This is a genomic window from Microvirga sp. HS2 (genome assembly GCF_055792805.1).
Genome location: NZ_JBVVAJ010000020.1, coordinates 35,217 through 61,706 on the forward strand (window position 1 = coordinate 35,217; position 26,490 = coordinate 61,706).

Sequence of the window (26,490 nt, forward strand, 5' to 3'; positions counted from 1 at the left end):
GCTCACCCGACGCCCGTCAAAAACTTAGGCGGCGTTCTTCTCGAGGAAGCGGATGGCGTCGCCGACCGTGACGATGGTCTCGGCGGCATCGTCCGGGATCTCGACGTTGAACTCTTCTTCGAAAGCCATGACCAGCTCGACCGTGTCGAGGCTGTCGGCGCCCAGGTCGTCGATGAAGTTCGCGTTGTCCGTCACCTTGTCGGCCTCAACGCCCAGGTGCTCGACAACAATCTTCTTCACGCGATCAGCGACGTCACTCATCGTTTTCTTCCTCAGTGGCTGCCGCCTCAGGAATTGGGCGGATTAAAAATCGAAATCGGATCAGCTGCTCAGCTGACAACGCTGAAACGGCTACCTTGCGCCGTGCAAAGCCGCATTTTTGTGCGCCGGTCAACCCCTTTGGCGTGATCGGGCTCATGCTTAACACAAGCTTATCCTGTCTGGCGAGAGGCGAGCGGCGCCTGCGAACAGTTTCCGCAGCCCCCGCTAAGTGCCTTTAGAACATCGCCATTCCGCCGTTCACGTGCAAGGTGTGCCCCGTCACGTAGCCGGCTTCGCTCGACGCGAGATATACGACCGAAGACGCGATTTCATCGCCCTGGCCCAGCCGACCCATGGGAATGGTGCTCAGGATCCCCTCGCGCTGCTTGTCGTTGAGCACATCCGTCATGGGTGACTCGATGAAGCCCGGAGCGACAAGGTTCACGGTGATGTTGCGGCTCGCGACCTCGGCGGCGAGCGCCTTGGTCATGCCGATGAGGCCGGCTTTCGAAGCGGCGTAATTGCCCTGCCCCGGATTGCCGGTCGAGCCCACCACGGAGCCGATATTGACGATACGGCCATAGCGGCGGCGCATCATGCCCTTCACGGCGGCGCGGGAAAGGCGGAAGGCCGCCGTCAGGTTCACGGCGATCACCGTGTCCCATTCCTCGTCCTTCATGCGCATGAACAGGTTGTCCTTGGTCACGCCCGCGTTGTTCACGAGGATGTCGAGCCCCTCCATCGCCGCTTCCGCAGCGGGAACGAGGGCCTCGACCGAATCCTTGTCGGCCAGGTTGGCCTCGACCACATGGACCCGCTCGCCGAGAGCGGAGGCCAGCTCGTCGAGGGCGGCGCGGCGGGTGCCGGAGAGGGTCACGGTCGCGCCCCGGGCATGCAGCGCGCGGGCGATGGCGCCGCCGATGCCGCCGGTGGCGCCGGTCACGAGAGCCTTGCGGCCAGTCAGATCGAACATGAAGGCTCTCCTCTTATCCTTGCAGGGTAGCTTTGAAGGCGGCGACATCCTCGGGGGTGCCGATGGCGCTGGCGGAAGCGCCCGCAGCGATACGTTTCACGAGCCCGGTCAGGACCTTGCCCGATCCGACCTCGTAAAAGGCTTCGACGCCCTGAGCGGCCATATAGGCCACGCATTCGCGCCAGCGGACCGTGCCGGTTACCTGACGGACCAGGGCATCGCGGATCGCATCGGGATCGGTGATCGGGGCAGCTTCCACGTTGGCCACCACCGGGACGACGGGGGCTTTCACGGTCACTCCGGCCAGGGCCTCGCGCATGGCGTCGGCGGCGGGCTGCATGAGAGCGCAATGGAAGGGGGCGGACACGGCCAGCATCACGGCGCGCTTGGCGCCCTTCTGCTGGGCAATCGTCACCGCGCGCTCGACGGCGGCCTTGTGGCCGGAAACCACGACCTGAGCGCCGCCGTTGTCGTTGGCCGCGTCGCAGACGTCGCCCTGAGCCGCTTCGCGGGCGACCTCGAGAGCCGTCTCGTATTCGAGGCCGAGCAGGGCCGCCATGGCGCCCTGCCCCACCGGTACGGCATTCTGCATGGCGTTGCCGCGAATCCGTAGGAGACGGGCCGTATCTGCGACCGAGAGGCTGCCGGCGGCGGCGAGCGCCGAATATTCGCCGAGCGAGTGCCCGGCGACGAAGGCAGCGTGTTGCTTAAGGTCGAGCCCGGCTTCGGCTTCCAGAACCCGCATGGCGGCGAGACTCACGGCCATCAGGGCGGGCTGGGTGTTCGCGGTCAGGGTCAACTCCTCGGCGGGACCTTCCCACATGAGGGTGGAGAGCTTCTGCGAGAGAGCCTCGTCCACCTCGTCGAACACGGCTTTGGCCTGGGGAAAGGTGTCGGCGAGGGCCTTGCCCATGCCCACGGCCTGGCTTCCCTGACCCGGGAATATGAATGCGCGCTTCATCGGGAGCGGAACCTTTATTGCGTCGAATCCGCGCGGAACTGGCACCCGCAGGCCCCGGAGTCAAGGCAAAGGGCTCGTTCGAGGGCCTAATCCGGGTTCAGATGTGCTGCCGCCATCCCTTCAAAAGCCTGCGGTCGATCCTCGATCCGCTGGAAAAGAGCCTACCCCAGACGCGCCTGCCCCAGCGCACGACGCTGCGCAGAAAACGGAACCGGTTTCCCATGAGACCCTCACATTATACGTTACAACATTATTTAATCAGGATCGGGAGGACTTGCGACTCCGCACTTCACCGGAGGTCATGGGTTTAAGCCCCTGTTTCGGAACGCGTCCTCTTGTGTTCCTGGGGCATCCGTTGTATCCGGTCACCCTTCCGATATTCTTTTGAACCTGTAGAAGGAGCCCCTGCATGGCTCGCGTGACCGTCGAAGACTGCATCGACAAGGTCGATAACCGGTTTGAGCTCGTGCTGCTGGCCAGCCATCGCGCCCGCCTGATTTCGTCGGGCTCGCCGCTCACCGTCGACCGCGACCGTGACAAGAACCCCGTCGTTGCTCTCCGCGAGATCGCGGACGAGACCATCGCTCCCGACGACCTGAAGGAGCAGCTCATCCACTCCATGCAGAAATACGTCGAGGTGGACGAGCCGGAAGCCGAAGCCGTTCCCATGCTGGGCAACACGGCCGCCGCCTCGGGAGCCGACAACGACACCGACGTCCAGTTCGACCGCATGAGCGAGGACGACCTGCTTCGCGGCCTGGAAGGCCTCGTTCCCCCGAGCAACAACAGCTCGGACGACGACGAGCGCGAATAACGGTTCGATCCTGTATTTTTCCGAAAAGCCCGGCCCCCAGCCGGGCTTTTTTGTTCCCCTTAACCACGGCGGGGATTTGCCGCCTGCGGCAAGGTATTCAGCTTGCGGTCAGAAGTCCTGGTACAATATTCTTTAGTATTGTTCGATTTCAGCCCGATAGTCCGATTTTGAGGAGATGGCGGCCGCATGATGCGCCAGTATGAACTTGTCGAGCGGGTCAAGCGCTACAACCCCTCGGCTGACGAGGCGCTGCTCAACCGTGCTTACGTGTATGCCATGATGGCGCATGGCAACCAGAAGCGCGCGTCCGGCGACCTGTTCTTCGGCCATCCCCTCGAAGTCGCCGCGATCCTCACCGACATGAAGCTCGACGAGGCGACCATCGCCGCCGCCGTGCTCCACGACACGGTGGAAGACACCGAGGCGACGCTTGAGGAGATCAACAAGACCTTCGGCGCGCAGATCGGGTCTCTCGTCGACGGTCTGACGAAGATCAAGCGCCTCGACCTCGTCTCGAAGCGCGCCGCCCAGGGAGAGAACTTCCGCAAGCTGCTGCTCGCCATCGCCGACGATGTGCGCGTGCTTCTCGTCAAGCTCGCCGACCGCCTGCACAACATGCGCACCCTCGGCTTCATGCCTCCGGAGAAGCGCCAGCGCATCGCCCAGGAAACCCTGGAGATCTACGCGCCTCTCGCCGGGCGCATGGGTATCCAGGAGATGCGTGAGGAACTGGAGGAGCTGGCCTTCCAGAACCTCGATCCGGAAGCCTATGAGGCCATCAACCGGCACCTGCACGAACTGACGGCCAAGAGCGAAAAGCTCGTCGAGGAAATCGAGCGGACGCTCACCACCAAGCTGAGGGCCCAGGGCATCAACGCGCAGGTGACGGGCCGTCAGAAGCGCCCCTATTCGATCTGGCGCAAGATGGAGCGCAAATCAGTCTCCTTCGAGCAATTGTCGGATATCTTCGCCTTCCGCATCATCGTCGGCACCCTCGACGAATGCTATCGCGCGCTCGGAATCGTGCATACGAGCTGGCCCATGGTGCCGGGCCGCTACAAGGACTACATCTCGACGCCCAAACAGAACGACTACCGGTCGATCCACACCACCGTGATCGGCCCCGGCAGCCAGCGCGTCGAGCTTCAGATCCGCACCGAGGAGATGGATCAGGTCGCCGAGTACGGAATCGCCGCCCATGCCCTCTACAAGGAAGGCGTGAACGACAATTCGCGCCTGGCAACCGAAAGCCGCGCCTATCAATGGCTGCGACGCACGATCGATCTCCTCGCGGAAGGCGACAATCCGGAAGAGTTCCTGGAGCATACGAAGCTCGAACTCTTTCACGATCAGGTCTTCTGCTTCACGCCCAAGGGCCGTCTCATCGCCCTTCCGCGCGGCGCGACGCCGATCGATTTCGCCTATGCGGTGCACACGGATGTCGGCAACACGGCTGTCGGCTGCAAGATCAATGGACGCATGTCGCCGCTGCTCACCGAACTGCAGAACGGCGACGAGGTGGAGATCGTCCGCGCCGAAGGGCAGACGCCGCCCGCGGCCTGGGAATCCCTCGTGGTCACCGGCAAGGCCCGCGCTTCGATCCGGCGCGCCACCCGCGCGGCCGTGAGGCGCCAGTATACGGGCCTCGGCCATCAGATCCTGGAGCGCGCCTTCGAGCGCGCGGGCAAGACCTTCTCGGACGAGAAGCTCAAGGGCGCCCTGCCCCGGCTGGCGCGCGTCTCCGTGGAGGACGTGCTGGCGGCGGTGGGCCGGGGCGAGATGTTCTCCGGTGACGTGGTCCGCGCGGTCTACCCCGACTACAAGGAGGAGCGCCGCACCGGAACGGACGGCAAGGGCCTGGGCCAGCCGGACGGCGCCGGCGCGCGGCCGAACGGCGAACAGACGGACGGCATCCCGATTCGCGGCCTCAACAAGGACATGCCGATCCGCTTCGCCTCGGAAGGCGGCGCCGTGCCGGGCGATCGCATCGTCGGCATCCTGACCCCCGGCGAAGGCGTCACCATCTATCCCATCCAGTCCCCCTCGCTCGCCGATTTCGACAACGAGCCGGACCGCTGGATCGACGTGCGCTGGGATCTCGAATCCGGCTCCCCCCAACGATTTCCGGCCCGCATCAAACTGCAATCGATCAACGAACCGGGCTCGCTGGCTCAGATCGCTCAGGTCATCGCGGACCACGACGGCAACATCGACAACGTCAACATGAAGCGGCGCACGCAGGACTTCACCGATGTCACCATCGATCTGACCGTCTGGGATCTGAAGCATCTCAATGCGATCATCGCGGAACTCCGCGCCAAGCGCGTGGTGAGCCGCGTCGACCGCGTGACCGGATGATCGCCCGTGTCCGTTAAGCCGCGCATCGCCGTCATCATGGACGAGAACACCAGCGTCGACGGCACGCGCTACGACATGACGAAGAACTACTTCGTCGCCGTTCATCGTGCGGGCGGCATGCCCTTCGGCATTCCCTATGTCATGGACATGGTCGAGGCCGTGGTGGACGAGTTCGACGGTTTCATGGACGTGGGCGGCCGGTTCGCTTTTCCGGACGAGTGGTTTGCCGACGGTCAGGTTTCCAAGGCCCCGCCTTCCGAGCGGCTCGACGTCGAACTCGCACTTATGCGGGGCTTCCTCGAACGCGACAAGCCGGTGCTCGGCATCTGCAATGGCATGCAGGTTCTCGCCGGCCTTCACGGCTGCCGCCTGTCGCCGGATGTGCGCGCCATGGGACCGCATATTCTGGAGCACGACAAGCGCGATCATCTGCATCCCGTCGCCATCGCCAAAGAGACACAGTTCGCCCGGATTCTCGGCCGGTGCGATCTTTCGGTGAACACCTTCCATCGGGAAGCCGTCATCGAGCTTTCGGACCGCGTGGTGGCGAGCGCCCATGCGGAGGATGGCGTCGTCGAGGCCATCGAAGTCCCGTCCCGCCGGTTCGCACTCGGGGTGCAATGGCACCAGGAGCTGTTCGCGAAGCAGGAGCATCCCGGCAACGCGATCTTCGAGGCGTTCATCCAAGCCGCGGCAAAGAGCTGAGGCCCCTCGCCTCCGGAAGCGGCCCGGTCTGGACCGCTCCGGTCACGATCGCTTCGTGAGAATGTGCGTCGAGGCCCAAAGCGCGGCCTGCGTGCGGTTCTTGGCCTGAACCTTGCGCAGGATGGATTTGATGTGAACCTTGACCGTCGCCTCGGTGATGTCGAGCTTGCGGGCGATGACCTTGTTCGAGGCCCCCTCCGTCAGGCATTCGAGAACGGCCCTTTCGCGGGTCGACAGCCCCTTTCTCCTGTCATGGCTGCGCAGGTAGCTCGGCTCCCGAAGTTCGGTGAGAACCGTCGCCGGAACACACGCCTCTCCCAGCATGACGAGGTCCAGCATCTTGACGAGGGCTTCGCGGGAGGTTGCCTTCGTGAGACACGCCGCCATCCCTGCATCGAAGGCGACCAGCATCTGCTGCAGATCGTAGCGCTCGACGAACATGACGATCCGGGCGGATGGGTTTCGCCCCAGGAACGCTCGCACCTGCCGGCATGTTTCCCAACAATCCTTTCCCGGATCCAGGATCAGGAGAAGCGCCGCGCGCCCCGCTCCCAGCAGGGGCCGGACGTCGTCGAGATTGGCGACGGAGAGGACCGGAGAATAGGCCGTTCCCTCCAGGATCCGCTTCAGCCCGTCCCCGAACAGACCATTCGCCTCGACCAGGAGCGTCACGACCTGCCCTGTGCGGAAGTGCTCTCCCGACCCGATATTTCCCGCCACCTGGCCGTGACGGGCCGGTGAACGATCGCCGGGGCCGTCGTTCTGGGCGCGGGCGCTCATGACGAAGGATGTCTTGGTCGCCTGGATGCTGCCAGGCTCGCCGGCGCCTGATCCCGCAGAGAGCTTAACAATTCGTGTTTTCATCGTACTTGTCCTCATCCGATCAGCATGAATGGCGTAGGCCCGTCGACGTACAGACCTCGTCACCCGTGCGATCGTTTCCCGTCTGTGCTTCTCAAATGCATGCGCTTTACGTTTCCGACCCGTCGGGCTTCGCGAGATCGGTTCCATGAGGTCCGTACATGGAACGTCATATCGTTTTTCAAGGGTGTCCCCGCACAAGAGCTGCATCCGCCGAGGCGCGGTCCCTTGTTTTTACGAGCGCGAACGCCCTTGCTTCTCGGCAACTCACCTGCCACACAGCGCTGACGCAGGAGATTGAGCCATGACCCCGAACGACGTTCTCGATGAATTCCGCTCTGCCGGTGCCTTGCTCGAAGGGCACTTCATCCTCTCCTCGGGCCTGCACAGCCCGGTCTTCCTGCAGAAGATGTTCGTGTTCCAGGATCCGGCCCGCACGGAGCGGGTCTGCCGGGCTCTCGCCGACAAGATCAGACAGACGTTCGGGACCGTCGATTACGTGGTCTCCCCGGCCGTGGGCGGCATCGTTCCGGGGTACGAAACGGCCCGGCATCTCGGAGCCAAGGCGATCTTCGTGGAGCGAGAGAACGGCGTCTTCACCCTGCGAAGGGGCTTCACGATTCCGGACGGCGCCCGCATCGTGATGGTGGAAGACATCGTCACGACCGGCCTCTCGTCGCGGGAATGCCTGACGGCTCTCAGGGAATACCCGGGGAAGATCCTGGGCGCAGCCTGCCTGATCGACCGCTCCGGCGGCAAGGCGGATCTCGGCGTTCCGCTCGTGTCCCTGGTCCAGCTCGACATCCCGGCCTACGACCCCGACAAGCTGCCGCCGGAACTCGCCGCTCTTCCCGCGATCAAGCCCGGCAGTCGAAGCCTCAAATCGTAAAAATTGTTGATTTTTCAGTAGAAGGCTTGACTGCCCCCTTTCCGCCACCTTGACTCTTTTCTTTTACTCACCATTAAGTATTCGAGCTTGTGGTTTTTACTCGTCCAAAGGGTTGATAACAGCCTGTTCTCGGGCACGTCCTGTTCTTGTTGCGCAATTGAATTGTACGCATAAATAATAGATGTCGCTGCGACCGATTGGGTTGTTATGCCGCCCAGGCAGACACAAAAAGAGAATACTTATGTCAGGCCAGCAGCGGATCGCACTCTTCATTGACGGAGCGAACCTTTACGCTACGACAAAGACACTTGGGTTCGATATCGACTACAAGCGTCTTCTGAAGGAATTCCAAGGCCGGGGCACGCTTGTGCGTGCGTTCTACTACACGGCGCTTGTTGAAGATCAGGAATACTCTTCTATCCGCCCGTTGATCGACTGGCTCGATTACAACGGCTATCGGGTCGTGACAAAGCCCACCAAGGAGTTCGTGGACTCCGCCGGCCGCCGCAAGGTGAAGGGCAACATGGACATCGAGCTCGCGATCGATGCGCTCGAGCTGTCGCCCTACATCGATCACATGGTGCTGTTCTCCGGCGACGGGGATTTCCGCTCCCTGGTCGAGGCCATGCAGCGCCGGGGCGTTCGCGTGTCCGTGGTCTCCACCATCACCACGCAGCCCCCGATGGTCGCCGACGAGCTCCGCCGCCAGGCGGATGAGTTCCTCGATCTTTCGCAGCTCGCCTCCCGTATCGGCCGTGATCCGTCGGATCGGCCGCAGCGCGTGGGCGGAGAAGGCAACGACCGTCCTCGCCCGCAGCACCAGCAGCAGCCGCGGAACGGAGCGCTGGAGAGCCGCTACGGCATTCGCCAGGGCCAGGACGACGAGTTCGATCTGTGAGTTTTCCGCTGCCGCGGGGATTGCAACAATGGCCGGGATCCCCGGCCATTTTCATGTCTAACGGCTCTTAAAGCGTTCCGGCCCCGACCTCGCACTCCAGGCCGAGCGCACCGGCGGTGTTGCTGACGGTCGCCAGGCATGGATTGACCTGGTGTTCCGGAATGAACACGGCGAACCGGGTCACGTAGAGCCCGCCTTCCTCGCTCCCGAGCCTGCGGGCTTCCAGCCGCACGATGTTGGCTTCGTATTGCTTGAACACCTCGGCGAGCCGCGCCACGAGGCCGAGCTGATCGCCGCCGCTGATCGTGATGCGATGCGTAACGCTGCCCGCGGGACCCGGACTGGGATCGAATGCGTAAGGCACGGCGCGAATCTCGGCCCCGGCGAGTTCCGGAAGCTGCCTGAGACCCGCTTCGATCTCGCCCGCCTCCAAGCCGGAAGGCAGCTCGCACAAAGCCACGAACTCCGCTCCGGACCCCAGGGCCGTGAAGGTCGTATCCCTCAGGTTCACGCCGACATTGAACAGGTGCTCCGCGATCGCGGCAACGAGCCCGACACGGTCGGGACCGAGAACGGAAACAAGAGCGACGGACGCCATACCAATTCCTCCCCTGGCAGGCGGGAACTAGAGCGCTCCGACGTTCTGTCAGCCCTTCTCGCGCATCAAGCGCGCCTTCTCGCGGTTCCAGGTGCGCTGCTTGTCCGTCTCGCGTTTGTCATGGAGTTTCTTGCCCCGGCCGAGGCCGAGCTCCACCTTCGCCCGCCCGCGATCGTTGAAATAGATCTTGAGCGGAATCACGGTGAAGCCCTCGCGCTGGGTCGCGCCGATGAGCTTGTCGATCTGGCGCTTGTGCAGCAGCAGGCGACGCGGGCGGCGCGTCTCGTGGTTGAAGCGGTTCGCCTGCAGGTATTCCGGGATATAGGCGTTGAAGAGGAAGAACTCCTCGCCCGACGGACCGGCATAGGCCTCACCGATGGTGGCCTTGCCGGTGCGCAGGGATTTCACCTCCGTGCCGGTGAGCGCGATGCCCGCCTCGTAGGTATCGACGATCTCGTAATTGAACCTCGCCTTCCGATTGTCGGCGACAACGCGGTTGGCACTCTTGGGAGCTTTCGACATCGGATCTTCAAGCGCTGATCAGGCCCGCATGGGCCATGGCCGACCGCACCGCCTGCTTCGTGCCCTCGGATACGGGAATGAGCGGCAGGCGCACATCGGCCTGCATCAGGCCGAGGATGGAAGCGGCATATTTCACGGGCGACGGGTTGGTCTCGAGGAAGAGGTTGGTGTGGAGCGGCATGAGGCGATCCTGCAGCTTCAGGGCGGTCGCATAATCGCCCTTCAGGCAGGCTTCCTGCATGTCGGCGCAAAGCCGCGGCGCCACGTTGGAGGTGACGGAAATGCAGCCGTGGCCGCCGTGAGCCATGAAGCCGAGGGCCGTCGCATCCTCGCCCGAGAGCTGGATGAAGTCAGGCCCCATGACCTGGCGCTGCTGGCTGACCCGAGCAATATTCGCGGTCGCGTCCTTCACGCCGACGATGTTCTTGAGCTCGAACAGGCGGGCCATCGTCTCGACCGACATGTCGATGACGGAGCGGCCGGGGATGTTGTAGATGATGATCGGAATGCCGATCGCATCGTTGATCGCCTTGAAGTGCTGATAGAGGCCTTCCTGCGTCGGCTTGTTGTAATAGGGCGTGACGATCAGCACCGCGTCGGCGCCGACCTTCTCGGCGTGCTTGGAGAAGCCGATGGCCTCCTCCGTGCTGTTGGAGCCTGCGCCAGCGATCACGGGCACCCTGCCCTTCACCTCGTCGACGCAGATCTCGACGACCCGGTCGTGCTCCTTGTGGCTGAGCGTCGGGCTCTCCCCCGTCGTTCCGACCGGAACCAGGCCGCTGGTCCCCTGTTCGATCTGCCAGTTGATGAAGGCCCTGAAGGTGGCCTCATCCACGGCGCCATCCTTGAAGGGGGTCACCAGAGCCGTGATGGAGCCTTTGAAGCGGGTCATGTTAGTCCTCGAATAGAAGCGGCAAATCTGAAGCGGGCCAGTCGGTTACACATAAGGGCTGCGGCTCATGGGCGCAAACGAACCTTTGAGGTGTTGTCCTAGCCCGGCACTTGGTGTTTCCTCAAGAGAAACGTCGTCATAACTGGAGGCGACGAAAGGGGGGTTAGCGGGTGAACCTCACAATGCGCCGATCGATAGGTCTTCTGGCGTCCGTCGCCGTGATCCAACTGTCCGCCCTCCCCGTTCGCGCCGGCGAGATGCCGGCCGGATCGCCTGCAACCACCGTCCTGGAGAGCTTCAGGCCCCTCTCCATGACCATGGGAGACCTGGAACAGCTGCCTCTGATCTTCAAGGCCTACCGAGCCAACGATCCGGTGGAGGCGGCCATCCTGCAATCGAAGCTCACGGATCCGGCGGCCCAGGCCGTAGCGGAATGGTTCGCCATCCGCACCGGCCTCCCCCTCGGCTATGAGCGGATCATGGCCTTCCGCCGCAATTTTCCCGATTGGCCGATGACGTCGCAGCTCCGCCGACGGCTTGAGGGCACCTTCCTGGCCGAGCGCCGCTCGAACGAACAGATCCGCGCCTTTTTCGACAAGCAGCCGCCCGTCACCCCGGCGGGGCGCATCGCGCTCGGCCTCGCCCTCAAGGGCGACGGCCTCGACAAGGAAGCAGCGGATCTGATCCGCTATGCTTGGCGGGAGGATACCTTCGGGAGCGAGACCGAGCGCCGCATCCTCGATCGCTTCCCGGACCTCCTCACCCGGGCCGATCACCGCTACCGCATGGAGCGTCATCTCCTGAAGGAGAACTGGGGCGCGGCCCAGCGCGCCGCCGACCTGGCCGGCAAGGACTATGTCACTCTGGTCAATGCGCGCATGGGTGTGTTCCAGGGCAAGAAGAAGGCCGACAAGGCCTTCGCCGCGGTCCCCGCCTCGCTGAGGAACGATCCATCCTATCTGTTCTCCCGCGCTCTGTTCCAGCGCCGGGCGAACAAAATGGCGGAGGCGGCCAAAATCATCATGCAGGCTCCCCGCGATCACGAGCTTCGGGTGGATGGCGACGAGTGGTGGGCCGAGCAGCGCCGGGTCACCCGGGAACTCCTCGACGAAGGCGACGCCAAGACCGCCTACATGGTGGCGAGCCACCACTCGGCGGAATCCCCAGCGGAGCAGATCGAGGCGGAGTTCCATGCCGGCTGGATCGCGCTTCGCTTCCTGAACGATCCGGCCACGGCGGCGAAGCATTTCGCCACGGCTTCGCAAACCGCCTCCACGCCCATTTCCCTGTCGCGCGCCGCCTATTGGCAGGCCCGCGCGGCGGAAGCTGCGGATGCCCCCGCAGACGCCAAGAACTTCTACGCCCGGGCCGCCGGTTATCCGACCACCTATTACGGCCAGCTCGCCCGCGAGAAGCTGGGCGAGGGTGTATCCCTGCGCTCCGTCGCGCCGCTGAAGGACGAGGAGCGCAAGGCTTTCGAGGCGCTCGTTCCGGTGCGCGCCGTGCGCCTCCTGAATCAGGCGGGAGAGCCGGAGCTGGCGATCGGTCTCTACAGCGATCTCGCCCAGGTTCTGAACGATTCCGGGCAGCTCGACGCCCTCGCCGCGCTCGCCACCTCACAGCAGAATCCACGCGCGGTCCTGGCGGTGGGCAAGATCGCTCTGCAACGGGGCTTCCCGCTCGATCAGCACGCCTATCCCGTCGCGGCCATCCCGAACTTCGATCCGGTCGGCGACGAGGTGGAGCCGGCCATGGTCTATGCCATCGCGCGCCAGGAAAGCGCGTTCAATCCCAAGGCGGTTTCGAGCGCGGGAGCACGCGGGCTCATGCAGCTCATGCCCGCGACCGCCAAGCGCACGGCGGAGCGCTTCGGCGTCGGCTTCGACCTGAACCGTCTGGTGGAGGACCCCTCCTACAACGCGAAGATCGGCTCCGCCCATCTCGGAGAGCTGATGGAGGACTGGAAAGGCTCCTACATTCTCGCTTTCGCCTCCTACAACGCAGGCGGCGGCAATGTGAAGAAGTGGATCCAGGCCTATGGCGATCCACGCCAGCCTCAGGTGGACATGATCGACTGGGTCGAGAGGATTCCGTTCTACGAAACCCGAAACTACGTGCAGCGGGTCATGGAGAACCTGCAGGTCTACCGGGCGCGGCTGAAGGAGAAGGCCGTACCGGGAGCGGCCGCAACGGCAGATGCGACGAAGACCGCCTATTGAGGTGAACTGAGCAATCCCACCTGCATGCCCGATCTCGGATCAGACCCGATGGACCGCGCCGGGGGCGTGGCTTTCCGCATAACCTGAGTGCATCGCATCCCCAATGTGGCTGGCCACAGCGAATGTGGCCATGATGGAGGGAGAGGGTCTTCAGACGTCAGGGACGTTGAAGAAGCACGAGCACCGTCGCCGTCATGCCGTCCCTGCGCTGGGCATCGGCCCCGTGATGGCGCAGCAGCTTCAAGATGTGGATGGCCGTGACGATCCCCGGCTCAGGTGCGGGAGCGGCAAACGGAGTTTCTCTGCAGTGCCGCCGTGCGGAGCGCATCATGAGATGCACGAACCGGGTCTGCAGTTCCTCTCGACGCACAGGCACCAATGCAAAAAGAAAACCCCGATGTTTCCACCGGGGTTTCCTCTAACCAATCGGGTTGAACCGATTAGAAGTCACGCTGAACGCGCAGACGGCCTTCCCAAGCGCTGCGGTTGTCGCGCAGGCGGCCATCGATGACCACGGGAGCATTCGTATCGATGTTCGCGTAGATCACTTCAGCGCCGAGGGTCAGACCGGAGACCGGCGACCACAGCACGTTCGTGCCGACGCGCCACTCGTTGAAGTCGAAGATGTCGCCGACTTCGCCGCCGTAGTTCACGCTAGCGTACGAACCGAACACGTTCTGACGGATCTCAGGGGTCCAGTAGTGACGCAGACCAGCTGCGATCTGCCAGCCGCGGCCGGTGTCGATCTCGCCGTTCTCGTCGATGAAGGCATCGACGACCGAGCCGGAAACGCCACGGATGCTGGAGGAGCCACCGAAGCCGAGATAGCCGAGAGCGCCGTCAGCATAGGTTCCAGCGAGCCAGAAGGTGTCGCCAGCGCCGAGCATCGGGAGGTTGAAGTTGAACTGGCCCGAAACGGCGAAGCCGTAATCGGTGTCCGGAATGATCACCGGAATGGTGCCGGGGAGAGCAGCGCTGCGGAGCTGATGAACAGCACCCGACAGCTGAGCCGAACCCCAGGTGCCAGCATAGCGGATGTTCGCGACGACGTCAGGAGCGCGCTGACCGGCGGCGACGAAGGCAGTCTCAGCACCAAACGCCGTACCAGCGGGGCGGCCTTCTTCGAGCGACAGCGAGGCCGAGAAGCCGTTGCCGAACGAGAAGGTGTAGGCCAGCAGGTTGACGTTCGGCTGATCCGACCAGCGGATCGTGCCGAAAGCCTGAGAATCGATGTCGCCGTTGTCGAAGAAGGTCTGGGCGCGACCGGCGGTCAGACCACCGAACTGCACGAAGGCCTGGTCGACGTTGGGCGTCTGAGTGATCACGCCGGGAACGCCGTTGTAAGAGCCCGTGTCGCGGGTGATCTCGAAGCGGACGAACGTGCGCAGCAGGCCGTAAGCCGTCGCCGTGCGGGCGTCGAGCTGGATGCGGCCACGAGCGCGGAAGCCGATCGCGTCGCTGGCGCGGGTAGCCGGCTCGAAATAGCGGTACTCAGCGCGGACGCGGCCGCCGACGCGGAGGCAGGTTTCCGTGCCGGGGATGTAGAAGAAGCCTGCACCGTAGGTGGAGCAGACGCGAACGTACTCAACAGGAGCAGCCTTCTTCACGGGAAGGTCAGCAGCCTGAGCCCCGGCAACAGCAGCAAGACCAGCAGCCGATCCGAGGAGAAGGCTCTTAACGAGCTTCATGGTAAACCTCCAAAGTTTTCGAGACCCTTGGGGGGTCGGGTTTTTGTGCTTTGAAGGCCGAAGCCCCAAACACCTCCCTTTTCCCCTAGTGACCTGATGGTCCGCCTATTGGCTAGAACTCATCAAATGACGACTGGGGTGCCCCCGTCGCTGGAGCCACATTAGCCAGAGCGATCCGCCAAGCAACCGAATGAAGGCACAAACTGGGCAACCCGGAGGGCTTTTCATGGGCATGTTGCACAAAGGCAACGTTTTCGTTTCCGGCCGTTTACCATTCGTAAAACTTTGAAGCCAAACCCTAACAAACCCTTAATTTTCAAGGGTTATCGCTCGCAGCGAGGCATGAGTGACCTTAGTCCTGCAATCCTATTTTGCGGGATCACGAAGGGGTGAGCCTGTGAATAAGTCTGTCCACAATTGGGGCGAAGCCGGACCTCTCCCGCCCCAATCGAGAAGGCCGGGACATGCCCGACCTCCGGAGAATCGCGTCGATGCCGACCGTCTCAGGCGGCGCTCGGCTTCAGGACGCCGCGGCGAATCTGGTCCTCCTCGATGGATTCGAAGAGCGCCTTGAAGTTGCCTTCGCCGAATCCCTCGTCGCCCTTGCGTTGGATGAACTCGAAGAAGATCGGGCCGATGGCGGTTTTGCCGAAGCGCTGAAGCAGCACTTTGGTGAAGCCGCCCTCCACGACGCCCTCGCCATCGATGAGGATGCCGTTCTTCCGAAGCCGCTCGATCGGCTCCTCATGGTTCGGCAGGCGCTTGTCGACGCGAGAATAATAGATGTCGTTCGGCGCAGGCATGAACGCGAGTCCGTTCGCGATCAGGGTCTCGATGGATTCGTAGAGATCGTGCGAGCCCAAAGCCACGTGCTGGATGCCCTCGCCCTTGTATTCCTGCAGATACTCCTCGATCTGCCCGGTTTCGCCCGCGTCCTCGTTGATCGGAATGCGGATCTTGCCGTCCGGGCTCGTCATGGCGCGCGAATGCAGGCCCGTGAGCTTGCCCTCGATGTCGAAGTAGCGAATCTGACGGAAGTTGAAGAGGCGCTCGTAGAAGCCCGCCCATTCGTTCAGCCTTCCGCGATAGACGTTGTGGGTCAGGTGATCGATGTAGTAGAGGCCGACGCCCTCGGGCTTCGGGTCCTTCTCGGCCAACCATTCGAAATCGACATCGTAGATCGAGCCCTTCGCGCCGTAGCGGTCGACGAAGTAGATCTGCAAACCGCCGATGCCCTCGATGGCCGGAATCTCGAGTTCGTTCGGGGCCCTCTCCGTCTGCACGGGCTTGGCGCCCATGGAGATCGCGCGATCATAGGCATATTTCGCATCGACCACGCGGAACGCCATGGCCGGGGCCGAGGGGCCGTGCTGGCTGGCGAAACGCTCGGCGAAGGAGCCGGGCTGCGCGTTGACGATGAAGTTGATGTCGCCCTGCCGGTAGAGCATCACGTTCTTCGAACGGTGCTTGGCGACCAGGCTGAATCCCATGGTCTTGAACAGCCTGTCGAGCGCCTGAGGGTCGGGATGGCAGAACTCCACGAACTCGAAGCCGTCGGTTCCCATCGGGTTGTCGTCGCTGATGGCCGGCGGCGGTGCGTCGTGCGGGAACGGTCCCATGGCTTTCCTCCTGTTGTGGACGCAGACCCTCGGGAGCCTGCTCGTCTTCACCCTGCGCAAGGCTGCGAGCGGCCATGCGCCATTTCCTCAGACCGCGTCCGGCTGCTGCTCCGGCGCGGCCTCCTGAAAGGCGCGGAGCTCGGCGCAGGCCGCGTCCGCCGCGACAATCTTCGGATAGGCATCGAGCGGGATGTTGAAGCGCCGGGCATTGAAGACCTGCGGCACGAGATAGAGATCGGCGAGCGTGACCTGCGAGCCGAAGCAATAAGGACCAGGCTCGATGAGGGCCTCGACGGCATCGAAGCCGTCACGAACCCAATGGGCGTACCAGGCATCCACCGCAGCCTGGTCGTGCCCCAGGACATTCTTGAGGTAGCGCAGGGGCCCGAGATTGTTCAGCGGATGGATATCGCAGCCGACGATCGCGGCGACGGCGCGCACCTTGGCGCGGCTCAACGGATCCTCCGGCAGCAGGGGCGGCTCCGGATAGACCTCGTCGAGATATTCGAGAATGGCGGGGGACTGGATGAGAACCGGACCGCCGAGATCCAGGGCCGGCAGACGCCTCTGCGGGTTGACGGCGCCGTAGACCGCATCCCGCTGCTCGCCCTTGAGAAGGTTCACCGGCACCGCTTCATAAGGAACGCCCTTGAGGTTGAGGGCAATCCTGACCCGGTAGGCCGCGGACGAGCGGAAATAGGTGTAGAGCTTCATTCTTCCGCCTCCTCTTCGGGCGTCAATTGCCGCGCGTGGCCGCTCAGGCGGTCGATGAGGGAGACGAGGAGCCTCTGCTCCTCCTCCGTGAGCACGGACACGAAGCGCTCCTCGAAGGCGAGGGCCTCGGGAGCCAGGGCCTCGTAGATCTCCCGCCCCTCTTCGGTCAGCTCGAGCAATTCTTCGCGTCGGTCGTCCTCGTTGGGGCGGCGGGCGATCAGCCCGCGCCTCTCCAGGGATGCGACGGCCCGCGACACGGTGGATTTGTGCATGACGGCATGGGCCGCGATGTCCCGGGCCGTCCGGAGCTCGTGCTGGCCGAGGGTCGTGATCACCCGCCAGGCGGGGATCGAGAGCCCGAAGCGCTCGGCATAGATCTGCGCCAGCGCGTTCGAGGCCAAGCTCGCCAGCACGTGAAGGCGGTACGGCAGGAAGTGCTCCAGGGCGACCGTGGCGCTGGAGATCTTCTGCGTCTTCGCTGCGGATTGCTGAGCCATGGCTGAAAACAATTCGTTGCATGAGCAACTAGATTTACCGGCCGAATGGTCAATATCCATTCCATCGATCGGTTCCATTCCAGGGAGAGCGATCATGAACGTTCGGAATGTCTCTGGCTTCGAATCCCAAGAATCCCACCGAAGCGCCATCGTGCCCGGCTACATGTCCGGCTTCGGCAATTCCTTCGAGACCGAGGCCCTAGGGGGGGCCCTCCCCCTCGGGCGCAACTCCCCGCAGAAGATCAATTACGGCCTCTATGCCGAGCAGCTCTCCGGCTCGCCCTTCACCGCGCCTCAGGCGACGAACCAGCGCTCCTGGCTCTACCGCATCAGGCCCTCGGTGAAGCATTCGGGCCGCTACGTGAAGGTCGACAAGGGCCTCATGCGGACCGCGCCCGCCGCCCGCGACGAAAGCGACCTCCCCATCGGCCAGCTCCGCTGGGATCCGACGCCGATCCCGGACGAAGCCCTGACCTTCGTCACCGGCCTGCGCACCATGACGACGGCGGGCGATGCCGACACCCAGGTCGGCATGGCGGCGCATGTGCTCCTCGTCACGCGCTCCATGGACAACGAGTATTTCTTCAATGCAGACGGCGAATACCTCGTCGTGGCGCAGCAGGGGCGCCTGCGCTTTTGCACCGAGTTCGGTTTGATCGACATCGCGCCCGGCGAGATCTGCATCATTCCGCGGGGGGTGATCTTCAAGGTCGAGCTCCTCGATGGCTCCGCGCGCGCGTATGTGTGCGAGAACTACGGCGGCTCCTTCACCCTCCCCGACCGCGGCCCCATCGGCGCCAATTGCCTCGCCAACCCGCGCGACTTCCTCACCCCCGTGGCAGCCTACGAGGACAAGGAGGTCCCCTCCGACCTCTTCGTGAAATGGGGCGGAGAACTCTACCGCACGCAGATCGACCAGTCGCCGCTCGACGTGGTGGCCTGGCACGGCAATTACGCGCCCTGCAAATACGACCTGCGCCATTTCTCGCCCGTCGGCGCGATCCTGTTCGACCATCCCGATCCGTCGATATTCACCGTGCTCACCGCTCCGTCCGAGACGCCCGGCACGGCCAATGTCGATTTCGTGATCTTCCCCGAACGCTGGGCGGTGGCCGAAAACACCTTCCGCCCGCCCTGGTATCACCGCAACCTGATGTCGGAGTTCATGGGACTGATCTACGGCGTCTACGACGCGAAGCCCGAAGGCTTCGTTCCGGGCGGCATGTCGCTTCACAACCAGATGCTTCCGCACGGGCCGGACGCCGTCGCCTTCGAGCATGCGAGCAACGTCGCGCTGCAGCCCGTGAAGCTCACCGGCACCATGGCCTTCATGTTCGAGACGCGCTTCCCGCAGCGCGTCACGAAATACGCAGCGCAATCGCCGACGCGTCAGGACAATTACATCGATTGCTGGAAAGACTTGAAGAAGCACTTCGATCCGAACGTGTGCGCGCCGAAGTGAGAGACATCGTGACCCCGCACAACGAAAAGGCCGGCGCAGAGCGCCGGCCTCACTGTCGCGTCCAAGTCTTTCGAGACTTACGACCGGCCGCGCGTGCGGATCATGAAGGTGTCGAAGGCGTATTCATTGAGCTGCCACCAGGGCAGGACATCGTTGCGATACGCGACCATCGAGTCGTAGGCCTTCTTGAAGTTGGCGTTCTTCGCGGAGAGCTCTTCATAGAGCTCGTTGGCGGCCTTGAGCGAGGCCTCCATGATGGCCTGCGAGAAGGTGCGCAGCTCCGCGCCCCCGCCGACCATCCGGCGCAGAGCCTGGCCGTTCACGGCGTCGTACTTCGCCAGCATCCAGTTGTTCGCGGCCTCGGCGGCGTTGGACATGATGGCCTGATAGTGCTTGGGCAGCTCGTCCCACTTCTGCTTGTTGATGACGAGGTGCAGCATGGCGCCGCCCTCCCAGAAGCCGGGAGCGTAGTAGTACTTCGCGACCTTCAGGAAGCCGAGCTTCTCGTCGTCGTAGGGGCCGACGAACTCCGCCGCGTCGAGCGTGCCGCGCTCCAGCGCCGGATAGACGTCGCCCGGCGCGATCTGCTGCGGAACGACGCCGAGTTTGGCGAGCACCTGGCCGCCGAGACCGCCGATGCGGAACTTGAGGCCCTTCAGGTCGTCGACGGAGTTGATTTCCTTGCGGAAGAAACCGCCCATCTGAGCGCCGGAATTGCCGCAGACCAGCGAGGTGCAATTGTATTTCGCCAGGATCTCGTTGATGATCTCCTTGCCGCCGGCGAAGTGCCACCAGGCGTGCGACTGGCGCGCATTGAGGCTGAACGGCAGGCCGGTGGCGACGCCGAGCGCCGGCTCACGGCCGATGTAATAATAGGTCGGCGTGTGGGCGCATTCGACCGAGCCGTTCTCCACCGCGTCCATCGCCTGGAGGCCGCCCACGATCTCGCCCGGGGCAAAGACCTGGATCTGGAACTTGCCGTCGGTCGCGTCCGCCATGTACTTGGCGAAGGTCTGAGCCGTGCCGAAAATCGTGTCGAGCGACTTGGGGAAGCTCGAGGTGAGACGCCAACGGATCTCCGGCATCGATTGCGCAATGGCGGGAGCCGCCACCGTCGTGGCCGCAGCCGCAAGGCCGGCCCCCGTCAGGAAATTTCTTCTCTTCATCGTTGTCATTGGCGTTTCCCAGCAGACTCTTTCGTTGCAAGCTCCATAAACCACGAACAACCAGGTAGGTGGCTATGAAGCTTTCCTCGCTCAAACAGGGCCGTGACGGCCGGCTCGTAATCGTCTCGAGGGACCTGACCCGCGCGACGGACGCATTTTTCATTGTTCCGACGCTTCAGCAAGCCCTCGACGATTGGGAAAAAGTCGAGCCACGCCTGCGCGATCTCGCGGAACAGCTCGAACACGGGTCCGTGCCCACTTTCCGGTTTCACGAGCATGACTGCGCTTCACCCCTGCCCCGCTCTTACCAGTGGGCGGACGGATCGGCCTATGTGAATCACGTAGAGCTGGTGCGCAAAGCCCGGGGAGCGGAGATGCCGGCCTCCTTCTGGACCGATCCGCTCATGTACCAGGGCGGCTCGGATTCCTTTCTCGGGCCGCGTGATCCGATTCCCGCCCTCGACGAAGCGCACGGCATCGATTTCGAGGCGGAGATCGCCGTGATCACGGCGGACGTGCCCATGGGCGCGACCCGGGAGGAAGCGGCACAGGCCATCCGCCTCGTCGTTCTGGTCAACGACGTCTCCCTGAGAAACCTCATCCCCGGTGAACTCGCCAAGGGTTTCGGCTTCTTCCAGTCGAAGCCCTCCTCGGCCCTGTCGCCGGTCGCCGTCACGCCCGACGAGCTGGGCGAGGCCTGGGACGGGGGGCGGCTCCACCTGCCCCTGCTCTCCACCCTCAACGACAGGCCTTTCGGCAAACCCAATGCGGGGGTGGACATGACCTTCGACTTCCCGACCCTGATCGCCCACGCGGCCAGGACCCGGCCTCTGGGGGCGGGCACGATCATCGGCTCCGGCACCGTCTCCAACAGGGACGAGGACGGCGGACCGGGCAAGCCGATTGCCGATGGCGGCCACGGCTATTCCTGCCTTGCGGAGCAGCGCACGGTCGAGACCATCCTGCATGGCGAGCCCCGGACGCCCTTCATGCGCTTCGGAGACTGTGTCCGCATCGAGATGAAGAACAAGGCCGGCCATTCGATCTTCGGCGCCATCGAGCAGGAGGTGGTGGCCTATCGGAAGGACCTCTAACCCGGCCTGGGAAATTCCGCAGAACGCTCTAGGTCCATGCCTGCGACACGGCACGGAGCCCCTGATGAACGATCATGTCTACAAAGTCGTCGAGCTCGTCGGTTCGTCGGACAAAAGCATCGAGGACGCGATTCAGACCGCGATCCGCCGCGCGAGCCAGACATTGCGGAACCTGCGCTGGTTCGAGGTCCTGCAAACCAGAGGCCACGTGGAAAACGGCGAGGTGCGCCATTATCAGGTCGTTCTGAAGGCCGGCTTCACCCTGGACGAAGGCGGCTAAAGCATCGGACCCAAAAGAGGATTTGCACTTTTGGGTCCGATCCGATGCATTCTCCTGAGAAGAGAGCATCCCGCGGACACGCGGCCTCGGCCTTCAACGTCCGTTGCCGGCCATCCCCGTCTTCGACTTGCACCGGGGTTAAAGACGTGGATCCCCGGCCCGAGGCCGGGGATGACGCGGGAAAGGATCCTCAGTCGTCCGCACGAACATCGAAGAGGTGAGGATACTGGTGCGGCTGTGAGCGCAGGTACTGATCGGGTGCTTTGACCGTTGCGCCGAAATGAGCGGCGGCGTGCCAGGGCCAGCGCGGATCGTAGAGAATGGCCCGCGCGAGGGCGATGAGATCGGCGTCCCCCGTGGCGAGGATCGCCTCCGCCTGCACGAAGTCCGTAATGAGGCCCACCGCGATGACCGGCATCTTGGTGGCGGCCTTCACTGCGCGCGCCAGCGGCACCTGGTAGCTGGGTCCCACCGGGATCCGTTGCGCCGAGGTCAGCCCACCACTCGACACGTGAATCGCGTCGCATCCGCGGGCTTCGAGCGCCTGCGCGAAGGCGATCGTGCCCTCGACCGTCCAGCCTCCCTCGGCCCAGTCCGTTCCCGAGACGCGCACGGTGACGGGCCGGTCCGCCGGGAAGGCGGCGCGGGTCGCCTCGAACACTTCCAGCGGAAAGCGCATCCGGTTCTCCAGCGAGCCGCCGTACTCGTCCGTGCGCTGGTTCGACAGCGGAGACAGGAATTCGTGCAGCAGATAGCCATGGGCTGCGTGAATCTGAATGGCGTCGATCCCGAGCCGGGCCGACCGTTTGGCCGACTCGGCGAAGGCGTTGCGCAGGCGGGCGAGCCCCTCCCGATCCAGGGCCGTTGGAGAATTGTCGCTCGCTGCATACGCAACGGCGGAAGGCGCTTCCGTCTGCCATCCGTTGGGGTGGTCGGGCGGGATCTGGCCTCCGCGTTTCCACGGCACCTCGGTGGAAGCCTTGCGCCCGGCATGGGCCAGCTGGATGGCGATCGGCATGTCCGACCAGCGCCGGACGCTGTCCAGGACGCGCCCCATGGCAGTTTCGTTCTCATCCGAGTAGAGGCCGACATCGGCGTAGGTGATGCGCCCCTCGGGCACCACGGCGGTGGCCTCGATGGTCAGGAGCGCGGCGCCGGACATAGCCAGATGACCCAGATGGATCAGGTGCCAGTCGGTCATGTTCCCGTTCTCGGCCGAATACTGGCACATGGGGGCGATCACGATACGGTTGGCAAGTTCGAGCTCTTTCACCCGGAAGGGTGTGAACAATTTCGCATGCGCCATCGGCTGTCTCTTACGTAGTGGGAAAATGGGGGCTTAAGGCCATTCGGGCTAAAACGCGCGAGGGGTCCAAAAGGTCTATATGAAACGCGATCCGCCCGACCGGCGGCAGGAGTCGTGGCCGATCCTGCCGCCGGTCGGGAGCTCATGGCGCTGGGCCGCTATTTCACCTCGGCCTCGTAGATGTAGAGCACGGACTTGTCATCCTCGGGCATGAAATAGCCCCGGATTCCCGCCTCGCTGGGTTCCATCCAGACCGGGTTGTGGGTCATGTCCATCCCTCCGGCCGTCCAAAGCAGCACCGGAGTCTGGAAGATCGGGCGGCCGTCGCTGAGGCTGACGAGGTCGAGCCCGCCGAGCCGGAACGGCGCCGCATCGGGCGTGACCCGCATTTCCGTGACGCCGGAGCACAGCATGCGGTGCTGGCCGGCATATTTGCAGTCCTGATAATCGAGGTAATGCGACGTGTTCAGGGTCCTCAGCTTCTCGGGCGCCTCGTCTGCGTTGGTGGGCTTGCCGTCGGAACCGAGCGTCCAGCGGTAGAACCGGCGCGAACCCCAGCTCACCCCGTGCAGGGAATTGTCGTCGGTGTCGTGGACCAGGCCGCCGATGTGGTCGGCGAAACGGAACATCTCCTCCGCCTTCATGGTCTCCGGATCGACCCGGTAGATGATGGCGCGGCTGTTCGGCCGGTATTCCGCCACGGGCACCCAGATGTAGCGCCCATCGTAATCGATTCCGCCCGGATGATAGATCGAGCCCTCCCCGAGGGTGATCTCGGACACGAGGTTACCCTTCATGTCGATCTTGAAAAGATGGCCGACGCCCGCGCCCGTATCCCGGTCATAGCCGTCCACCGGCTGCGGGAAGCGCTTCGTCGGCTCCTTGATCTCCACCGACGAGACGAACAGCGTATCGCCGATCTTCACCATGCCCTGCGGGTGATGGGTCACGAAATTGATCGGAACGGCCATCACGGGCTTCCACTGCGTCCCGCGGGACAGCTTCGTGACCCTTTCGGCCAGGAGGTTCCGGTCGAGCTCGGCGGCCTGCGGAATCGAGGTCATGCCCGCCACTCCCAGCATCGTCAGAAACACGGTCAGGCAACGTCGTGAAAAGCGATTCATCGCACTCCTCCCTATGGTGACGATCCGCTTCTAGAGAGCGGGTGATGTCACTTTAGTGTCGAGGTCCGATCCTGAGCAATGCCGTTAGGTCATGCCCATACCGTCCGTAGCGGTGCTCAAGCCTCGGTCCCATTGGATAACAATCCCGCGTTTGATGACCCGACGCCCGACTGATACATTGTTTCAAAACCGACCAAGGTCGGGCGCGACAGATGGAGGAATCTTGCTGCGCTTCCTGATACTGCTGGCCTATGTCGCCACCATACCGCTTGTGTTTGCCGTTCTCATGGGCACTGCCGGATGGCTCTCCGACCATACCCATTGTTTCGGCCCCTACGATGTGCGCTACCTGCTCCTCATTCGCGGGACACAAGTCGGGGACCTGGGTCTGGTGGAACCGATTGCCGGCACCATTGCATATACCGGGCAGGGAGAAGAAGGCACGGCTCCCGCCTATGCCGGAGCGGCATTCAAGACCAGAGTCCCTCCTGAGGAGGTCATTGATATGTACAGCGCCCGCTGCCGTTCCGTCGGCCTTGTCGTCCAGCGGCTGCCAAGCGAAGAGCAAAAGCTGGCAGTAACCTGCGAACGCGAGGATCAAACCGTCGCAATCAGCGTCGAAGCGGGTCGGTCCGGCGACCTCACGGAAGTGGTCGTCGCAGGATGGGAATTCGAGTGAACGGAACGGCAGCTCGTCATTAGCCCGAAGCCAAGATACCGAGCTTCTTACCCCTCCAGCTCTTCCCTCAGCATCTCCAGCTCCAGCCATCGCTCCTCCGCCGCGTGCAGATCCGCCTGCAGCTGCGTGAGCGCGTCCATGGCCTTCTGGAACCGGGCCGGATCGCGGGAATAGAGCTCGGGATCGGCGAGGATCTCCTGCACCTTGGCGATCTTGGCCTCCAGCTCCTCCATGCGCTTGGGAAGCGTCTTGAGGTCGTGCTGCTCATTGAATCCGAGCTTGCGCTTGCCCTGGGCCGGAGCCGCGGTCCCAGACGCGGGTTTGTCGGCGGCTTTGGGCTTGGCCTCCTTCTCGACGGCGCGGGCCTGAACGCCCTGCCCGCGCTGGGCCACCATGTCGGAATAGCCGCCCGCATACTCGATCCAGCGCCCCTCGCCTTCCGAGACGAGGACGGAGCTGACCGTGCGGTCGAGGAAATCGCGGTCGTGGCTGACCAGGATCACGGTGCCGGAATAATCCGTGATCATCTCCTGCAGGAGATCGAGGGTCTCGAGATCGAGGTCGTTGGTCGGCTCGTCGAGGACGAGGAGGTTCGAGGGCTGCGCCAGGGCGCGCGCCAGCATGAGCCGGTTGCGCTCGCCGCCGGAGAGCACACCGACGGGGGTGCGGGCCTGCTCGGGCGAGAACAGGAAGTCCTTCATGTAGCCGATGACGTGCTTCGTCTGCCCGCCGATGGTGACGCTGTCGCCCCGCCCTCCGGTGAGGGTCTCAGCCACGGTGGCGGTGGGGTCGAGGCTCGCCCGGCGCTGGTCCAGAGTGACCATCTGCAGGTTCGCGCCGAGCCGGACCCGGCCGGAATCGGGTTCGAGATTGCCGGTCAAGAGGTTGATGAGGGTGGTCTTGCCCGCGCCGTTCGGCCCGATGATGCCCAGCCGGTCGCCGCGCAGGATGCGCAGGGACAGGTTCGAGACGATGGGGCGCTCGCCGTAGGATTTCGAGACGCCCTCCGCCTCCACCACGAGGGTGCCGGACTGCTCGGCCTCGGCGAGGGTCATGGAGACCGTGCCGACCGCGCGGGTCCGGTCCCGGTACTGCTGGCGCATGGCGTGCAGGTTGCCGAGGCGGCGGACGTTGCGCTTGCGCCGGGCGGTCACGCCGTAGCGCAGCCAGTCGGCCTCGGCCACGAGCTTGCGGCCGAGCTTGTGGTGCTCGGCCTCCTCCTGCTCCAGGACCTGATCGCGCCATTCCTCGAAATGGGCGAAGCCCCGGTCCATGCGCCGAGTGCGGCCCCGGTCGAGCCAGATGGTGGACTGGGACAGGCTTTCCAGGAACCGCCGGTCGTGGCTGATGAGCACGAGGGCCGAGCGAAGGCCCTTCAGCTCGCTTTCCAGCCATTCGATGGCCGGCAGGTCGAGGTGGTTGGTGGGCTCGTCGAGCAGCAGGATATCGGGCTGGGGCGCGAGGACATGGGCCAGGGCCGCCCGGCGGGCCTCGCCGCCGGAGAGGTCGGCCGGCTTCTCTTCGCCGGTCAGGCCGAGCTGCTCCAGCAGGTAGCGCGCCCGGTAGGGGTCGTCGCCCGGGCCGAGGCCCGCTTCGACATAGGCCAGCGTGTTGGGATAGGCGCTCAGGTCCGGCTCCTGCGCCAGATAGCGCACCGTCGCGCCCGGCTGCACGAAGCGTTTGCCGCCGTCCGCCTCGACCAGACCTGCGGCAATCTTGAGCAGGGTCGATTTGCCCGAGCCGTTGCGGCCGACGAGACAGGCCCGCTCGCCTGGTGATACGGAGAGTTCCGCGCTCTCGATCAAGGGCGTTCCGCCGAAGGTGAGCGCAATGTCCTGAAGGTGGAGAAGAGGAGGAAGAGCCATCTCTGCTCCCCTGACACCTCTTGCCTGAGGATGCAAGCTCGCTTG

General features: G+C 63.9%; 27 protein-coding genes. 10 read left to right on the forward strand and 17 right to left on the reverse strand.

The genetic code is table 11. The features are described 5' to 3' along the window. Window positions 1-24 precede the first annotated feature (24 nt). The 4 genes from ACS5Q0_RS17065 to fabD all read right to left on the reverse strand — a co-directional run bounded on the left by ACS5Q0_RS17065 (window position 25) and on the right by fabD (window position 2,195). Window positions 25-261, reverse strand: coding sequence for an acyl carrier protein (locus ACS5Q0_RS17065; protein ID WP_009764365.1), 237 nt, complete (start codon window positions 259-261; stop codon window positions 25-27). Next, window positions 254-418: a hypothetical protein gene (locus ACS5Q0_RS17070; protein WP_473127851.1), complete on the reverse strand. Its 165-nt coding sequence runs from the start codon at window positions 416-418 to the stop codon at window positions 254-256. Before ACS5Q0_RS17070 ends, ACS5Q0_RS17065 begins: the two co-directional genes overlap by 8 nt. Before the next feature lie 78 nt (window positions 419-496). Continuing rightward, window positions 497-1,234 carry a 3-oxoacyl-[acyl-carrier-protein] reductase gene (fabG, locus tag ACS5Q0_RS17075; RefSeq protein WP_473127852.1) on the reverse strand — a complete coding sequence of 246 codons (738 nt, stop codon included), beginning with the start codon at window positions 1,232-1,234 and terminating at the stop codon, window positions 497-499. A gap of 13 nt (window positions 1,235-1,247) precedes the next feature. Next, window positions 1,248-2,195, reverse strand: coding sequence for an ACP S-malonyltransferase (fabD, locus tag ACS5Q0_RS17080; protein ID WP_473127853.1), 948 nt, complete (start codon window positions 2,193-2,195; stop codon window positions 1,248-1,250). A gap of 409 nt (window positions 2,196-2,604) precedes the next feature. On the opposite strand from fabD, the gene rpoZ reads away from it, so the two are divergent. The 3 genes from rpoZ (at window position 2,605) to ACS5Q0_RS17095 (ending at window position 6,072) form a co-directional block, all read left to right on the forward strand. Further along, complete coding sequence (gene rpoZ, locus ACS5Q0_RS17085; RefSeq protein ID WP_473127854.1) at window positions 2,605-3,009, forward strand: DNA-directed RNA polymerase subunit omega; 405 nt, start codon at window positions 2,605-2,607, stop codon at window positions 3,007-3,009. A 186-nt stretch (window positions 3,010-3,195) separates the two neighbouring features. Continuing rightward, window positions 3,196-5,367, forward strand: coding sequence for a RelA/SpoT family protein (locus tag ACS5Q0_RS17090; protein ID WP_473127855.1), 2,172 nt, complete (start codon window positions 3,196-3,198; stop codon window positions 5,365-5,367). Window positions 5,368-5,373: 6 nt separating this feature from the next. After that, window positions 5,374-6,072, forward strand: a complete 699-nt coding sequence (locus ACS5Q0_RS17095) for a gamma-glutamyl-gamma-aminobutyrate hydrolase family protein (protein WP_473127856.1) — start codon at window positions 5,374-5,376, stop codon at window positions 6,070-6,072. Window positions 6,073-6,114: 42 nt separating this feature from the next. On the opposite strand, the gene ACS5Q0_RS17100 is transcribed toward ACS5Q0_RS17095, so the two are convergent. After that, window positions 6,115-6,936, reverse strand: a complete 822-nt coding sequence (locus ACS5Q0_RS17100) for a LuxR C-terminal-related transcriptional regulator (RefSeq protein WP_473127857.1) — start codon at window positions 6,934-6,936, stop codon at window positions 6,115-6,117. Between the two features lie 301 nt (window positions 6,937-7,237). Between ACS5Q0_RS17100 and pyrE the strand changes: the two genes are divergently transcribed. Continuing rightward, window positions 7,238-7,822, forward strand: a complete 585-nt coding sequence (gene pyrE, locus ACS5Q0_RS17105) for an orotate phosphoribosyltransferase (protein ID WP_473127858.1) — start codon at window positions 7,238-7,240, stop codon at window positions 7,820-7,822. Between the two features lie 241 nt (window positions 7,823-8,063). Further along, entirely contained in the window at window positions 8,064-8,720 is a 657-nt protein-coding gene (locus tag ACS5Q0_RS17110) for a LabA-like NYN domain-containing protein (protein ID WP_473127859.1), read from the forward strand. Between the two features lie 67 nt (window positions 8,721-8,787). On the opposite strand, the gene ACS5Q0_RS17115 is transcribed toward ACS5Q0_RS17110, so the two are convergent. The 3 genes from ACS5Q0_RS17115 to dapA are packed head-to-tail and all read right to left on the reverse strand — an operon-like array spanning window position 8,788 to window position 10,732. Then, window positions 8,788-9,318, reverse strand: coding sequence for a glycine cleavage system transcriptional repressor (locus tag ACS5Q0_RS17115; protein ID WP_473127860.1), 531 nt, complete (start codon window positions 9,316-9,318; stop codon window positions 8,788-8,790). A 48-nt stretch (window positions 9,319-9,366) separates the two neighbouring features. Then, entirely contained in the window at window positions 9,367-9,840 is a 474-nt protein-coding gene (gene smpB, locus ACS5Q0_RS17120) for an SsrA-binding protein SmpB (RefSeq protein WP_414471563.1), read from the reverse strand. A 7-nt stretch (window positions 9,841-9,847) separates the two neighbouring features. Next, a complete protein-coding gene (dapA, locus tag ACS5Q0_RS17125; protein WP_473127861.1) occupies window positions 9,848-10,732 on the reverse strand; it encodes a 4-hydroxy-tetrahydrodipicolinate synthase in 885 nt (294 codons plus the stop codon). 182 nt (window positions 10,733-10,914) lie between these two features. On the opposite strand from dapA, the gene ACS5Q0_RS17130 reads away from it, so the two are divergent. Beyond that, window positions 10,915-12,951, forward strand: coding sequence for a lytic transglycosylase domain-containing protein (locus ACS5Q0_RS17130; RefSeq protein ID WP_473127862.1), 2,037 nt, complete (start codon window positions 10,915-10,917; stop codon window positions 12,949-12,951). A 157-nt stretch (window positions 12,952-13,108) separates the two neighbouring features. Here ACS5Q0_RS17130 and ACS5Q0_RS17135 read toward each other — a convergent pair whose 3' ends face one another. The 5 genes from ACS5Q0_RS17135 to ACS5Q0_RS17155 all read right to left on the reverse strand — a co-directional run bounded on the left by ACS5Q0_RS17135 (window position 13,109) and on the right by ACS5Q0_RS17155 (window position 17,469). Next, window positions 13,109-13,282 carry a hypothetical protein gene (locus tag ACS5Q0_RS17135; protein ID WP_473127863.1) on the reverse strand — a complete coding sequence of 58 codons (174 nt, stop codon included), beginning with the start codon at window positions 13,280-13,282 and terminating at the stop codon, window positions 13,109-13,111. A gap of 109 nt (window positions 13,283-13,391) precedes the next feature. Then, window positions 13,392-14,639, reverse strand: a complete 1,248-nt coding sequence (locus ACS5Q0_RS17140; protein ID WP_473127864.1) for a porin — start codon at window positions 14,637-14,639, stop codon at window positions 13,392-13,394. 503 nt (window positions 14,640-15,142) lie between these two features. Beyond that, window positions 15,143-16,258, reverse strand: a complete 1,116-nt coding sequence (gene hppD, locus ACS5Q0_RS17145; RefSeq protein ID WP_473127865.1) for a 4-hydroxyphenylpyruvate dioxygenase — start codon at window positions 16,256-16,258, stop codon at window positions 15,143-15,145. Window positions 16,259-16,345: 87 nt separating this feature from the next. Continuing rightward, entirely contained in the window at window positions 16,346-16,972 is a 627-nt protein-coding gene (gene maiA, locus ACS5Q0_RS17150) for a maleylacetoacetate isomerase (RefSeq protein ID WP_473127866.1), read from the reverse strand. Then, window positions 16,969-17,469: a MarR family winged helix-turn-helix transcriptional regulator gene (locus ACS5Q0_RS17155; RefSeq protein WP_473127867.1), complete on the reverse strand. Its 501-nt coding sequence runs from the start codon at window positions 17,467-17,469 to the stop codon at window positions 16,969-16,971. Before ACS5Q0_RS17155 ends, maiA begins: the two co-directional genes overlap by 4 nt. A gap of 94 nt (window positions 17,470-17,563) precedes the next feature. Here ACS5Q0_RS17155 and hmgA point away from each other — a divergent pair, with 94 nt between their 5' ends. Beyond that, a complete protein-coding gene (hmgA, locus tag ACS5Q0_RS17160) occupies window positions 17,564-18,931 on the forward strand; it encodes a homogentisate 1,2-dioxygenase (RefSeq protein WP_473127868.1) in 1,368 nt (455 codons plus the stop codon). 77 nt (window positions 18,932-19,008) lie between these two features. Here hmgA and ACS5Q0_RS17165 read toward each other — a convergent pair whose 3' ends face one another. Then, entirely contained in the window at window positions 19,009-20,097 is a 1,089-nt protein-coding gene (locus ACS5Q0_RS17165) for a TRAP transporter substrate-binding protein (RefSeq protein ID WP_473127909.1), read from the reverse strand. A gap of 74 nt (window positions 20,098-20,171) precedes the next feature. Here ACS5Q0_RS17165 and ACS5Q0_RS17170 point away from each other — a divergent pair, with 74 nt between their 5' ends. Next, entirely contained in the window at window positions 20,172-21,191 is a 1,020-nt protein-coding gene (locus ACS5Q0_RS17170) for a fumarylacetoacetate hydrolase family protein (protein ID WP_473127869.1), read from the forward strand. 64 nt (window positions 21,192-21,255) lie between these two features. Then, complete coding sequence (locus ACS5Q0_RS17175; protein WP_473127870.1) at window positions 21,256-21,471, forward strand: dodecin; 216 nt, start codon at window positions 21,256-21,258, stop codon at window positions 21,469-21,471. A gap of 190 nt (window positions 21,472-21,661) precedes the next feature. Here the strand turns inward: ACS5Q0_RS17175 and ACS5Q0_RS17180 are convergent, their stop codons facing one another. Together ACS5Q0_RS17180 and ACS5Q0_RS17185 are read right to left on the reverse strand one after the other, a co-directional pair. Further along, a complete protein-coding gene (locus ACS5Q0_RS17180) occupies window positions 21,662-22,777 on the reverse strand; it encodes an NADH:flavin oxidoreductase/NADH oxidase (protein ID WP_473127871.1) in 1,116 nt (371 codons plus the stop codon). Between the two features lie 158 nt (window positions 22,778-22,935). Next, window positions 22,936-23,901 carry a DUF6454 family protein gene (locus ACS5Q0_RS17185; protein ID WP_473127872.1) on the reverse strand — a complete coding sequence of 322 codons (966 nt, stop codon included), beginning with the start codon at window positions 23,899-23,901 and terminating at the stop codon, window positions 22,936-22,938. Between the two features lie 223 nt (window positions 23,902-24,124). Between ACS5Q0_RS17185 and ACS5Q0_RS17190 the strand changes: the two genes are divergently transcribed. Continuing rightward, on the forward strand, window positions 24,125-24,580 hold the full coding sequence (locus ACS5Q0_RS17190) for a hypothetical protein (RefSeq protein ID WP_473127873.1): 456 nt from the start codon (window positions 24,125-24,127) through the stop codon (window positions 24,578-24,580). A gap of 47 nt (window positions 24,581-24,627) precedes the next feature. Here the strand turns inward: ACS5Q0_RS17190 and ACS5Q0_RS17195 are convergent, their stop codons facing one another. Beyond that, window positions 24,628-26,445 carry an ABC-F family ATP-binding cassette domain-containing protein gene (locus ACS5Q0_RS17195; protein WP_473127874.1) on the reverse strand — a complete coding sequence of 606 codons (1,818 nt, stop codon included), beginning with the start codon at window positions 26,443-26,445 and terminating at the stop codon, window positions 24,628-24,630. Between the last annotated feature and the right edge of the window lie 45 nt (window positions 26,446-26,490).